This is a genomic window from Chryseobacterium sp. 14P4.3.2, assembly GCF_057799275.1.
The window spans coordinates 57,838-70,668 of record NZ_JBYOKO010000002.1; the positions used below are offsets into that span (position 1 = coordinate 57,838).

A 12,831-nucleotide genomic window follows, 5' to 3' on the forward strand; every position below is an offset into this window, starting at 1 on the left:
AATTTTATAGAATTGAAGCTTTTTTTATTCCGTGAATGCATCTTCCTTTCATAAGTACAATTAACACTTTTTTTACATTTGAATTTCTCGAATTTTTGATAAATTTACAAACATAACGTCCAAACACTGAATGATCGGACAAATCGGCAATATTAAAAAATTAAAACCTTGAACAATGAGTGATTTAGAGAATAAAAAATTTCCAATAGGGCCGTTTGAAGCTCCTGAAAATATCTGTGACACAACACTAGATACCTATATCAAAGTGATCAAAGATTTTCCGGGCAGGCTGAAAAATCTCATTGAACATTTTACAGAAGATCAGTTAGATACGCCTTATCGCGACGGGGGATGGACTGTAAGACAGGTGGTAAATCATCTTTCAGACAGCCACATGAATAGTTTTATCCGTTTTAAACTGGCTTTAACGGAAGATAACCCGACCATTAAACCCTACGATGAAGCTAAGTGGGCAGAACTTCAGGATAGTTTTCATATGCCTGTAAAACCGGCCATGAGAATATTGAAAGGAACACATCAGAGATGGGTTACATTGCTTAAAAGTCTTACTAATAAACAGTTTGAGAGAACATTTCATCATCCTGAGCACAATAAAAACTATGATCTCAGGGAAAGTCTTGCATTATATGTCTGGCACTGCAATCATCATTTTGCCCATATTGAAAATCTGAAGAAAGAAAAAGGTTGGTAAAGAAAAGACTTGGTAACCCCATATATTATAAGGAAATTGTGGACAGAATTTCCAAATTATCTGAAAACTCCTCTGGGAAATGGGGGAAAATGGATGTGTCTCAAATGTTTAAGCATTGCGACCTTGTACTGCAGGTGGCTTTGGGGAAAATTGAACTTCCTCCTATCAACGTCCTTTTTGAGACAATAGGGGTGATCACTAAAATAGAAATGTATGTTTTCAATAACGGAATTCCCAGAAACATGCCCACTTTTCAAAAACTTATCGTTAATTTTGAGTGTGATTTTGATGAATCAAAAACCAATCTACTGAAAACACTGGAGGGATTCCGGGCGGCCTGTGAAAATAAAAGCCTTCCCGGCCACCACAGATTATTCGGGAACATGACTGAAAAAGACTGGGAATTTTTAGAATATAAGCATCTTGATCATCATTTAAAACAATTTAATGTATGAGTTTTTTTGATAAAATATTTGGTGGAAAAAATGAAACCCCTGATCAAAAATCTTTTTGGAAAAAGATAGAATCTGAGGAAGATCTGGCAAAAGCCATTGAGGAATCTTACCAACATAAAATAGCGATATTTAAGCATTCTACAAGTTGCTTTATCAGCAGGACGGTATTGAAAAATTTTGAAAAAGAAGTTGAAAGCTCAGATCAGCCTGTGGAAGTCTATTACCTGGATTTATTAGCTTACAGACCTATTTCTAATAAAATTGCTGAAGACTTTGATATCAGACATGAAAGTCCGCAATTAATCGTTATAGAAAATGGAAAACCTGTGAACAATGCTTCCCACCAAAGTATTTCTTTAAGCCAGATTATATCATGAAGAATATCAATAATTATTTAGCCAAAGTTTTGAATGTTCCGCTTCAGAGTGTGAACACCTGCAGCCTGCATTACGAAGTAAAAAAGATCCCTAAAAATCAGTTTCTTCTTCAGTATGGTGAAATATGCAGACATATATTTTTTGTAGAAAGAGGGCTGATAAAGATGTATTCTATAGATAAAAACGGGAAAGAGCACATTATACAGTTTGCTCCGGAAAGCTGGCTGATCTCAGACCGAAGCAGTCTTTATTTTAATGAAAAATCAAATTATTACATAGAAGCCGTTGAAGATTCCGAAGTGTTATTTTTACATCCTGATTTTTTCAATAAACTGGTAGAACAATTTCCGAACAGTATTGAAAGAAGTGATTTTCTACTTCAGAAACATATCAGAAGCCTTCAGAACAGGATCAATTCTTTATTAGGGGAGACTGCAGAAGAAAGATACATGAAGTTTATTAAAATGTATCCGGATTTATTGCTTCGTGTTCCCCAATGGATGATTGCTTCTTATCTGGGAATTACTCCGGAGAGCTTAAGCCGTGTGAGAAAAGAGCTGGCAAGGAAAAATTTCGTTCCCGATAACAAATAATGATAAGTCTTTAAATCTTTTTTGCAAGATTTCCGATCTGTCTGAGCTTTGTTTGGGTATCTTCTGACCACGGAAGACCAATACAAAGCCTCATACAGTTTTCAAACTGCTCCTGAAAGGTAAACATCCTTCCGGGAGCTATGCTTATATTCTGTTTAATCGCAAGATCATAAAGTTCAGTAGTACGAATCTTTTTATCAAATTCTACCCAGAGAGAAAGCCCTCCCTGCGGACGGCTTGTTCTGGTGCCTTCAGGAAATGATTCTGCAATAGTCTGTACATAATTCTGATAATTACTTTGAAGCGTTTTACGAAGCTGCTGAAGGTGTTTTTCATATTTCCCAGATTTTAAAAAATTAGCAACCGCTTCATTCACAATTGAAATGGATGAGGTAGAATGAAGCAACTTAAGCTTTAGTATTTTCTCTTTGTATTTGCCGGGAGCAATCCAGCCTACGCGATATCCGGGGGCCAGTGTTTTTGAGATAGAACTGCAGTAGAGTACACTGCCGTCTTTATCGAAAGATTTACAGCATTTTGGACGGGACGACCCGAAGTAAAGGTCTCCGTACACATCATCTTCAATAAGCGGAATATTATTTTCTGAAAGTATTTTTACGATTTCCTTCTTATTTTCATCAGGCATACAACTTCCCAGAGGTGAGTTGAAATTGGGAATCAGCAGGCACAGATCAATTTTAGGAATTAATTTTTTTAAGGCATCAATTTCTATTCCTGTAGTAGGATGGGTAGGAAGTTCCAGAACTTTTAATCCCATACCGTTGGCGAGCTGCAAAATGCCGGGGTAGCAAGGGCTTTCGATAGCGATGGTATCACCGGGTTTTCCTAATGCCATCAGACAGAAAGACAATGCATTCATTCCTCCATTGGTGGTAACCAGATCATCTTCTTTAAGATTGCCTCCCCATTGAAGGGAGCGCACAGCAATCATTCTTCTGAGTTTAAGATTCCCCTGAAGTTCTTCATATTCCGTTCCGCCTTCTTTAAGCTCACGGATGGCGTTTACAATCTCCTTTTTCAGTTTAGCCTGAGGGAGAAGATCTCCGGAAGGGATTCCAATAGAGAAAAAGGTAAGATCTTTCCGGCCCATATTTTCATAGATCTTACTGATCAGCTCATCAGGTTCATCATTATTGGCAATTAAAGAAGGGCGGCTTACCTCAGGCAGAGGAAGTTTCACAGATAGAAGCTGGCTTACAAAATAGCCCGATTGAGGCTTGGATTCAACCATTGATAGTGATTCAAGCTCCAGAAAAACTCTTTTTGCGGTATTCATGCTTACCTGATGCTCCTGGCACAGCATTCTTACTGACGGAAGCTTGTCCCCAGCTTTTAAAACGCCGTTTCTGATCTGATTGGCAATACCGTCTGCAATTTCTGTATATAAAAATTCTTTGCTCATAATTTTAAACTGTGCTCGTGCAAATATACAAAACTGATACTGTGTTTATTTGTTTTTCCTTTCTAATTTTGGCCCAATAATTAAAACTTAAAGAAATGATGATCAATACAATCTCAAAAGACCAGGCTCTAAGCGGCTGGATCAACGGGTTCATAGGAGTATTGCTTTTTAGTGGGTCTATGCCCGCCACCAAGCTTGCAGTAATGGAAATGGATCCTATATTTGTAACTATTGCACGGGCTGTGATTGCAGGTGTTCTTGCTCTCTCAGTATTGATGATCTATAAAGAAAAACGTCCTGCCAAAAACCAGCTGTTTTCTTTGGTTTTAGTAGCAATAGGATGTGTAATAGGGTTTCCGTTGCTTTCTGCATTGGCACTGCAATACCTTACTTCAGCACATTCTATTGTATTTCTTGGAATGCTGCCATTGGCCACTGCCATTTTTGGAGTAATCCGTGGGGGAGAGAGGCCTCATCCTATATTTTGGATGTTTTCTATTATCGGAAGCCTTCTGGTCATTGGTTATGCTTTCTCTCAGGGTATTTCTGTATCTCCAATAGGAGATATTCTGATGCTTCTGGCAGTTATTGTATGTGGAATGGGGTATGCCGAAGGAGCAAAGCTTTCAAAAACATTAGGGGGATGGCAGGTTATTTCATGGGCATTGGTAATATCCCTGCCAATAATGCTTCCTCTGTTTTTTGTCTATTTTCCTGAAAATATTGAAACGGTAAGCTTTAAAGGATGGTTTGGATTGGGCTATATTTCTCTATTCAGTATGTTCATTGGTTTTATATTCTGGTATAAAGGACTTGCGCAAGGTGGTATTACTTCTGTAGGGCAGCTCCAGCTTTTGCAGCCTTTTTTTGGGCTGGCGCTGGCAGCTTATCTTCTCCATGAACAAGTCAGTATGGGAATGTTGGGAGTAACTGTAGGGGTTATTTTATGTGTGGTAGGAACTAAGAAGTTTGCTAAATAGAACAATTTATAGATAGAGGAGATGATATTCTGAATTCTCAAAAGATAATTCCCCGGATAAAAAGACGAATTGAGTAATAAGTCAAAGCCTGTTTTCATTTTATGAAAACAGGCTTTTTTATATCTGATATTTTGAATGAATTGGAATGGTTTATTTTTAATAAATAGTCAATAGTCGTTTTTTGATGGTAAATAGAATTATATAAAGATGATAAATGAGAAATTTGATAATTAATTTAACGATATTTAACATTTTTATTAATTTGTAAGGTTTAATATTTGTATAATATAAAGACCAATTATAAAAACCAACACGAAATTATGAAAACGATAAGTTGTATGAATATCGATGAGAATTTGCTGTATTCATGGGGTGCAGAAGATAAAACTTACAAGCCCAAAGAAATGATTTTTGAAGAAGGCGATCATACCCTTTATTATTTTCAGATTGCTAAAGGAAGAGTAAAACTCAATAACTATAATGAAGATGGAAAAGAGTTTATTCATAATATTCTGGGGAAGAATCAAAGCTTTGGTGATCCTCTGCTTTTTCTGGATCATCCTTACCCTATGAATGCAGTATGTATTGAATCCTCAGATATTATAAAACTTCCCAAAAGTAATTTCATGGAAATGCTTAGAGAAAATCCTGAGCTTTCGCTTGAAATGAATGCCTGCTTTTCTCAGCAGGTGTACTATAAACTAATTATGATGCAGAGTCTGGCTTCACAAAATCCGGTTCAGCGGTTAAAGGGAATTCTTAATTATCTCAAAAGTTTTCATGATGAAGGCTGTGGGAGTTTTCAGGTTTCTTTTACAAGACAAGAACTTGCTAATCTGGTAGGGTTGCGCGTAGAAACCGTAATCCGTACTTTAAAAAAAATGGAAAAAGAAGGGAGTATAAGATTAGAAAACAGAAAAATATTTTATTAATATGATCCAAGTCATAATGAAGTGAGTTATTTTGACGTAAATTTCAAATATAAATTTTCAACAAAATTCTGGTAAGCTCAGAGGAAAACTGGAGTAAAGTTTTTAGCTTTTATCCCACAATTTTTCGGAACAGGTTCTTCTTAAGATGTATGGTTACCACGAACTCAAATATATGATGTATGGATTCTCAGAAAATAATAAAAAATTTAAAGCATAAAGATTTTGTAAAAGTACCCAATATAGGAAAATGGTATGAAGAAGGATCTGCTATTTATGCCAAAGAAATAAAAGAGAATATATTTCTGTTATTTATTATCTTAAAAGGTATAGATATAGAAAACATAAAAGCCTTGATAGCCTGCTTCGACTGTTTCAGCAGTATTGGAATTAAAGAGCCTGAACAGATCATGTTCTACCTGCACATTAAAGACAAGGATGATCTTCATTATTTTGAACAATATTTAAAAACTTCCAACAACTAATGACCATTTAAAATATGATATTTGAAAACGAGACCTTACTGCATTCCGGATTGAATGATAAAAATAATGCTATTGAAAATGAATCTTTATTTCCGCTTATTATCAATTCATATGGAGTAACCGCATTTCTCATCAAATCTTTGGAAAAAATTAAAAACAACGCGAAATGTGAGGTGCTTAAAAAAGTAATTGACGGTTATGTGGAAGAATATTTTCTTCATATCCGTGAGTTTCATAGTAAAAATACAATGGAAACAGCAGATGCTAATGATGAAATAAGAGTAGAGACCGATTCTTTTACTTTATATGCCAAAACAGCATATTATAAAGTAAAAAAAGAGGAGGAGTATATGAACAGGTTTCTTGAAATACTTGAGAATAGCAAGAAAATAGATTAAATATAATCTTCACCCCCAATCTGGTATATAAGAGAACTAAAAAGCCGCTGTTCCTATCCATTCAGCAACTTTTTCTTCCTTATTTTTTCCGGAATAAGATGATCACCAATCCCTTAAAATAGTATATTATGGACTTTCAAAAAAATCTGCTGGAATATATCAGCCAATCTCTACTGTCGATAGACGAAACGATTGCAGTGGCCGAAAGTGTTACTTCCGGATGTTTACAGCTTGCTTTCTCACAGATGCCCAGTGCCTCTTTATTTTACAAAGGTGGAATGACAGCCTATACCTTGCCGGAACAAGTGAGGTTATTAAAAGTAAGCAGAGAAGAAGCAGAGGATTGCGATTCTGTTTCAAAAAATATAGTTGAAACAATGGCACTGCATATTGCAAAGTTATTTGAATCTGACTGGTCTATTGCCACTACCGGTTATTCTACATCAAGCGAAAATTCATCCTATAAAGTATTTGCGTATTTTTCATTTTCTTATAAAGGAGAGATCATTTTCACCAAGAAATTGGAACTGCATCCTAAAACGCAGGCTTTGAACGCTCAGCTATATTATACAGAATTTATTTTGGGCTGCTTTAAAAGTCAGCTCAACAGATTATTAATTTTAAAATAATACCACACATTTTATCAGTGTTCTCTTTTATTTTTATTGTTTCCCGGCTTTGCTTTCATCACAGTGAAATAAGAGGATGTAAAAGCTGAGAGACTCTGATAACCTATTTTGTAGGCAATCTCGCTTAAAGTATACTGTTGGGAATCTATCAGTTCTATACTTTTTAAAATCCTTGTAAGCTGAAGGTATTTTTGTAAAGTGATACCTGTTTCATTTTTAAAGATCCTCTGAAGAGATCTTACAGACATCTTAGCTTTTTCAGCTAAAGAATCAATGTCCAGATTATATTTAAAATTAGCGTTAATCTCGTTACAAACAGGGATCAGCCTCGCATCGGTGGGCACAGGAATTTCCAGTCCGTTACTTTCTTTACAGAAGTTAGGCAGACTTTTCAAAATCGCTTTGAAGAAAATATCCTGCTCATCATTTTCTATTAAAGATTTATTCCATTTTGAAGCATAAAGCAGCATCTCTTTGAGAACAGTGGGAACGGCAAAGACATGAATATTCTGATAAAACTCTTCTTCAAAAACTGATTTGAATAAAAATACCATCAGATTGACCGTTTTCGCCTCAGAAGTTATTTTGTGTGCTTTTCCGGAAGGTACCCAGATCACATGATGCTGAGGCACAAGGTAAATCTTGTGATCAATATGGAAATACTGATAACCCTCTTCTACAAAAGTGAGCTGAGCGCGATGATGAATATGCTCATAATCATCATGTTTCCAGTTTTTTTCACACCATACATAGGCTTCCTTATCAATGGTATCTACAAACTGGCTCTCTGTTTTCTCTAGCAGGCCGCATTTCATTGTCGTTTTGGATATATATTTTGGCAAATTTAATAAAAACGCCAATAGTAATTTTGTAACATCAAAGAAATAGATATTTTAAGTCATCATTTTTTTAATCAGAGGGTGATGATAACCTGCCTTTTCAGGGATTAAAATATAGCATTGAGAGTCAAACAAAAAAATATAAACTTATATCTTATTTATAATGAAAAAACTATGTTCTTTTTTTATCTTAATTTTACTATTAAACACCATTCATATCATGGCACAAAATAAAGCTAAAATATTGGTTTTGATCCATTCTGATAATGGAGGAACCTACCAACTGGCTAAAGAAATAGCCAAAGGCATTGAAAGTGAAAATAATGCAGTCTCTTATATCAAATTGGTTAAAACATCACAAAATCCTACTCTTAAAAACCTGCCTGTAGCAACAGTAGATGAACTTACCAGCTATGATGGAATTGCTTTTGGTTCTCCTGTTTATTTCGGAAATATCAGTACTGGGATGAGCGAATTTTTATCAAAAACCGTTCAGCTTTGGACCAATCATGGATTGGAAGGTGTTCCGGCTACAGTTTTCATGTCTGCGGGAAGCGGCGCAGGAAAAGAACTGGCACTTCAGGCATTCTGGAATAGCCTTGCTGTCCACGGAATGGTTTTGGTTTCGAACGGAATCCGCGGTACTGAAGAGCTTAATAAATCGATACCTCAAGGAAATACAGTATTGGGAATCACCAGTATGGCTTCCTTAAAGGACGTAGAAAGACCTACAAAAGATGAGCGTCAGCTGGCAGAACTTCAGGGGAAAAACTTTGCAAAAGTAGCCCTGGCAATGAAAGGTACTTTCAGTAAAAAAATGACAACTGCTTCTCCTGCAGTACAGGCTGAAGGTATCAATACCGTTTTAAAACAGAAGAATATAACATTACCCAAGGTTCCCCAGCCAGCAGGAAATTATAAACCTTTTGTACGTTCAGGAAACCTGGTGTTCATTAATCAGGTTGCTTTGAAAGACGGTAAGATTCTAAATCCCGGAAAATTGGGTGTGGATGTTAATGAACAGCAGGTAAAAGAAGCTACTAAAGCCACAATGCTTAATGTTATTGCAGTGTTAAAAGAAGCTGTTGGGGGAGACCTGGACAAAGTGAAGCAATGTGTTCAGCTTACAGGGATTTTCAATACAAAAGATGATTATACAAAACATGCTGACCTTATGAATGTAGCTTCAGACCTTACCGTTGAGGTTTTTGGAGAGAAAGGGAAACATGCACGGGCTACTTTGGGCGCCTCATCTATTCCTGTGAATTCTTCCGTGGAAATTCAGGCTGTTTTTGAAGTCGAATAAAAAAATTAAACAGATATTGAGACCTTGCGCTTACTTGTAAGCGCAAGGTTTTTTTTATCAGGTTTTGAAATCCGGTTTTTTTTGCTGGTTATTCACTCTTTTATTTTTTTTTAGGTATAAACTGGCGTTAATAAAAAATCATAGAGCAGTGAATTTTGGATAAAAAAAACATTTTTCTGTTAATATTCGAGAATATTAATAGACGTTTTGCTTTTCTTTTTAACAGTTTTAAACCCATTCAATATGAATGGATTACCCTTTTTTACTATTTCATTCAAATGATCTGTAAGGTATTAATATTCCAGAATATTAACAGCTATCTTATTGCAGAACGGTTTAGAGAATCCTAAGTTAACTGCAGAAAAGCAAATAAGCATTACAGATCAAATCACTCAGTAAACTGAAATCATTTTAGCTGACGGTTTAAAAAGGATATCTGTCTTCTGCGGTTTTGTTTTTTAAAATTTATCATGTTAAAAATTTATCACCAATAATCATTACTAATTTTAAAAAGATCACCAATATGAAACTAATACAAAACGGGCAAACATTTCTGTCAGCAGGTATGATTCTTTTCTCTATATCTGTCTACTCCCAAATAGGAATAAATACTCCGTCTTCTGCTGCTACTTTAGATATCAAAGCTAAAAATGAAACAGGAACAACCTCTAATGTTGATGGACTTCTCATTCCAAGAGTCGACCGTCAGAGGGCAGAAAGTATGCTTGGAGTTCCTGCGTCAACATTAATCTATATCAATAACGCGACAACAGGCTTTGGGGTGGGGCAGGCGGCTAATATTACATCTACTGGATATTATTTTTATGATGGCAGTGCATGGGTAAAATTAATAGACCCTAACAATTTGAATATTTATAACAGTAACGGATTTCTTACAGAGAACAGACTGGTAAATCAACTTGCTTATCAACTTGCTTTTATAGGGTCGGCAGAGAATGCGTTTTCTATAGACAGAAATACTTTTTCAGTGGATGCCGCCAATCACAGGGTAGGTATAGGCAGTATTAATCCGGTACAGCGGCTTACTGTTGTAGACGGAGATACCACAAATCTTTATCAGGTTATTGCTTCATTTATGAATGCGAATCTTACGGGAGGTTTGGGAATTGGTTCTACAGGGATACAAACGGTAGGTTCAACTTCTAATCTTGATCTTACACTAAACGCAAAAGGAAAAGGGAATATCATCATGCAAACTGCTGATGGTGTCGCTGGAAATGTTGGAATAGGAACTTCTGTTCCTCAAAAGAAACTGCATATCAATGGATCAATGCAATTAACCAATGAACTGAACGTGGGAGGGAATGCAACCGTATCAGGTACAGCGGGGACGTCAGGGCAGGTCCTTACATCGAATGGTGCCGGAATAGCCCCTTCATGGACAACAGCTGCTGCTAATATCAACATCTACAATTCAAATGGAACGATCAAAGAAGACAGAACCGTAACCCAGGAAGATAAGTCACTAACATTTACCGGAACCACAACCAATATGTTTTCTGTAGATGGAACTACTTTTTCTATAGATGCTTTGAATAAACGAGTAGGGATAGGTACTTCTAACCCTCAAACCAAACTGGATGTGACTACTTCCAATAATTCTTACGGAATACAGCATAGTAACGGAACGGTGAAGTTAAGATCATATATAGGTACAGATGCTGCCTGGCTGGGCAATTACAGCAGCCATTCCTTATATTTTATGACCGGCAATTCTGTACGTCTGGGGATAGATACCAGCGGTAATGTAGGGATAGGTACAACGACTCCGGATACAAAACTTCATGTGGCTGGCGGCGCTAAAATTGAAAGTCTCCCGCTGAGTACCAGTACTTCGGATGTTGCTTTGGTAGCAGATGCAGACGGTACCATAAAAAAAAGGAGAAATGATGTTCAGGGAATTACCAGAGCTTATCTGGCTCAAAACAAATTAACGGGGCCAGGTTTATATTCGATCAATAGATTAACCGGTTTTACAGCTATTGATAATTTAGGAAGCTATTTCAATACAGCCAGTGGCTATTTTACAGCACCGGATACGGGGATGTACCGGATTTCTATGACGGTTTCCTCTAAGTTCACGGACCCTAACCAAAATATATCTTCAATTTCTAATGTTATGTTTGGCTTTGTAGATGGAACAAGTAACAATTGGGTGATGTGTTTTTCAGTTCCTTCTTCTTATATAAAAGGGGATTTTGGAACAGGGATTAACAATGTAGGCGTAGCCAACACCTTCCTGGGAATTTGCCAGTTAACTGCTGGTAAAACCTATTATTTCGGTGCTACAGGAGGACTTACCCTTATATCTAACCCTACTACACTTTCAGGGGCGGGTGTCGGAAGTTATTTTGAAATTCAGTTACTGAATAATAATTAAGGATTATAAAAAATATAAACATATTATCTTATTCTGAAAATTCTTAAACGGAGTAGTTCAGCATATCAAATAATGGTACTTTCACTATAGTAGATTTTGGTTGATATGCTTACTGCTTTTCGTTTATAAATCAATTCATTATATATTGATGTTTAACACTATGATTTTATTCACTTATAATAGGATATTGTGTGAAATAATTTTGTTATATGTTTTTTTTGATTTAAATTTATATACCATTCATTACTGAAAATTAACAATCATAAAAAATATTAAATGAAAACAAGTTTATTAACCACAGCATTTTTATTTTGTTTTTCGCTAAATTTTGCACAAGTAGGGATTAATAATGTTCTTCCAAAAGCAACATTAGATGTTACAGCAAAAGCTGTTGACGGAACAAGCGCTGAAGGAGTAATTGCTCCCAGGCTGACAGGTGATCAGTTAAAATTAGGGGATTCAAAATATGGATCTGATCAGACTGGAACATTGGTTTACGTCACCTCTCCCGTTACAAGTCCTTCTATTAAAACGGTTAATGTTGTAAAATCCGGCTACTATATGTTTGATGGCAGTGTATGGAAATACGCATTTGGAAGTAGTGAAAATGATGGAAGTATTGATAAAGGTGAACAAATTTTTTATCACGGAACCTGGGGAAGTGCGAATTTAGGGGGAGGAGGAGTCAATGGAACGATTTCTTCAAACTGGCTAAGTTCCAATTTATTTGATCTTCCAATTTTAGGGGACAAGATCAGACTTGACGGGTATTTTTCAAGTCCTGTATCCGGATCTTCCTCTATTGCCTTCAATCCCAGATTAGTGAATATTTCTAATGCAAAAGTAAAAATCTGGGTTTCTGCCTTGTCCAATGTTGACCGGTTTGCTTATAGTAATATTGTTCTAAATCCTGCAGGTTCTTCCAGTGGAGCACCGGGAAATGATGGCTCCTTATCAAGTACAACAGCCAACGGAGGCTGGGTAAATCTGGATAATGGAATTTATCAGGGATATGGCGACAACCAGACTCTTACAGGAACAACTACAGCCAATATAAATCCTACAACCCCTTCTCAGGAAGTAGAAGTGCTGGATATCATCATGGAAGCAAAATGGTATAGAGTCTATTTCTTTATCATCGTAGATAATAAAGATGATACTAACGTGGCCAATATGAAGCGGGAGGTCTATCTCTCCATACAAAGGCTGTATTAGGATATATATAATTCGCCCGCTTTTTACAGATTTACATAGTTTTTCAATAGAACTGTCTCAATACAAGAGTAATAAGGATTGACTTTGTA

At 36.2% G+C, this 12,831-nt stretch carries 14 protein-coding genes; 12 read left to right on the forward strand and 2 right to left on the reverse strand.

The features are described from left to right. Positions 1 to 175 precede the first annotated feature (175 nt). The 4 genes from AC27VX_RS03815 to AC27VX_RS03830 are packed head-to-tail and all read left to right on the forward strand — an operon-like array spanning position 176 to position 2,137. Positions 176 to 712, forward strand: coding sequence for a YfiT family bacillithiol transferase (locus AC27VX_RS03815; RefSeq protein WP_236859263.1), 537 nt, complete (start codon positions 176 to 178; stop codon positions 710 to 712). After that, positions 706 to 1,167, forward strand: a complete 462-nt coding sequence (locus AC27VX_RS03820; protein WP_236859264.1) for a DUF1569 domain-containing protein — start codon at positions 706 to 708, stop codon at positions 1,165 to 1,167. Before AC27VX_RS03815 ends, AC27VX_RS03820 begins: the two co-directional genes overlap by 7 nt. Further along, positions 1,164 to 1,544 (forward strand): bacillithiol system redox-active protein YtxJ, encoded by a 381-nt coding sequence (gene ytxJ / locus AC27VX_RS03825; protein ID WP_236859265.1) that lies wholly within the window; start codon positions 1,164 to 1,166, stop codon positions 1,542 to 1,544. Before AC27VX_RS03820 ends, ytxJ begins: the two co-directional genes overlap by 4 nt. Beyond that, on the forward strand, positions 1,541 to 2,137 hold the full coding sequence (locus AC27VX_RS03830) for a Crp/Fnr family transcriptional regulator (protein WP_236859266.1): 597 nt from the start codon (positions 1,541 to 1,543) through the stop codon (positions 2,135 to 2,137). The genes ytxJ and AC27VX_RS03830 overlap by 4 nt, the downstream gene beginning before the upstream one ends. 10 nt (positions 2,138 to 2,147) lie before the next feature. Here AC27VX_RS03830 and AC27VX_RS03835 read toward each other — a convergent pair whose 3' ends face one another. Continuing rightward, on the reverse strand, positions 2,148 to 3,560 hold the full coding sequence (locus AC27VX_RS03835; protein ID WP_300691161.1) for an aminotransferase-like domain-containing protein: 1,413 nt from the start codon (positions 3,558 to 3,560) through the stop codon (positions 2,148 to 2,150). A gap of 95 nt (positions 3,561 to 3,655) precedes the next feature. Between AC27VX_RS03835 and AC27VX_RS03840 the strand changes: the two genes are divergently transcribed. The 5 genes from AC27VX_RS03840 to AC27VX_RS03860 all read left to right on the forward strand — a co-directional run bounded on the left by AC27VX_RS03840 (position 3,656) and on the right by AC27VX_RS03860 (position 6,981). Continuing rightward, entirely contained in the window at positions 3,656 to 4,540 is an 885-nt protein-coding gene (locus AC27VX_RS03840; RefSeq protein WP_488693943.1) for a DMT family transporter, read from the forward strand. A 320-nt stretch (positions 4,541 to 4,860) separates the two neighbouring features. Further along, entirely contained in the window at positions 4,861 to 5,472 is a 612-nt protein-coding gene (locus AC27VX_RS03845; protein WP_236859269.1) for a Crp/Fnr family transcriptional regulator, read from the forward strand. 179 nt (positions 5,473 to 5,651) lie between these two features. Further along, positions 5,652 to 5,954 (forward strand): hypothetical protein, encoded by a 303-nt coding sequence (locus AC27VX_RS03850; protein ID WP_236859270.1) that lies wholly within the window; start codon positions 5,652 to 5,654, stop codon positions 5,952 to 5,954. 14 nt (positions 5,955 to 5,968) lie between these two features. After that, positions 5,969 to 6,352 carry a hypothetical protein gene (locus tag AC27VX_RS03855; protein ID WP_488693945.1) on the forward strand — a complete coding sequence of 128 codons (384 nt, stop codon included), beginning with the start codon at positions 5,969 to 5,971 and terminating at the stop codon, positions 6,350 to 6,352. 128 nt (positions 6,353 to 6,480) lie between these two features. Then, positions 6,481 to 6,981 carry a CinA family protein gene (locus AC27VX_RS03860; protein ID WP_236859272.1) on the forward strand — a complete coding sequence of 167 codons (501 nt, stop codon included), beginning with the start codon at positions 6,481 to 6,483 and terminating at the stop codon, positions 6,979 to 6,981. A gap of 14 nt (positions 6,982 to 6,995) precedes the next feature. Here the strand turns inward: AC27VX_RS03860 and AC27VX_RS03865 are convergent, their stop codons facing one another. Then, the gene (locus AC27VX_RS03865) at positions 6,996 to 7,796 is read right to left on the reverse strand and encodes a helix-turn-helix domain-containing protein (RefSeq protein WP_300691238.1); all 801 of its coding nucleotides are present in this window, start codon (positions 7,794 to 7,796) and stop codon (positions 6,996 to 6,998) included. A 187-nt stretch (positions 7,797 to 7,983) separates the two neighbouring features. On the opposite strand from AC27VX_RS03865, the gene AC27VX_RS03870 reads away from it, so the two are divergent. From AC27VX_RS03870 to AC27VX_RS03880, 3 genes are all read left to right on the forward strand, one after another. Continuing rightward, positions 7,984 to 9,126, forward strand: a complete 1,143-nt coding sequence (locus AC27VX_RS03870; RefSeq protein WP_236859274.1) for an Atu1372/SO_1960 family protein — start codon at positions 7,984 to 7,986, stop codon at positions 9,124 to 9,126. A gap of 523 nt (positions 9,127 to 9,649) precedes the next feature. Next, the gene (locus AC27VX_RS03875; RefSeq protein WP_488693948.1) at positions 9,650 to 11,527 is read left to right on the forward strand and encodes a hypothetical protein; all 1,878 of its coding nucleotides are present in this window, start codon (positions 9,650 to 9,652) and stop codon (positions 11,525 to 11,527) included. A gap of 276 nt (positions 11,528 to 11,803) precedes the next feature. After that, entirely contained in the window at positions 11,804 to 12,742 is a 939-nt protein-coding gene (locus AC27VX_RS03880; RefSeq protein ID WP_300691182.1) for a hypothetical protein, read from the forward strand. Positions 12,743 to 12,831: the final 89 nt, after the last annotated feature.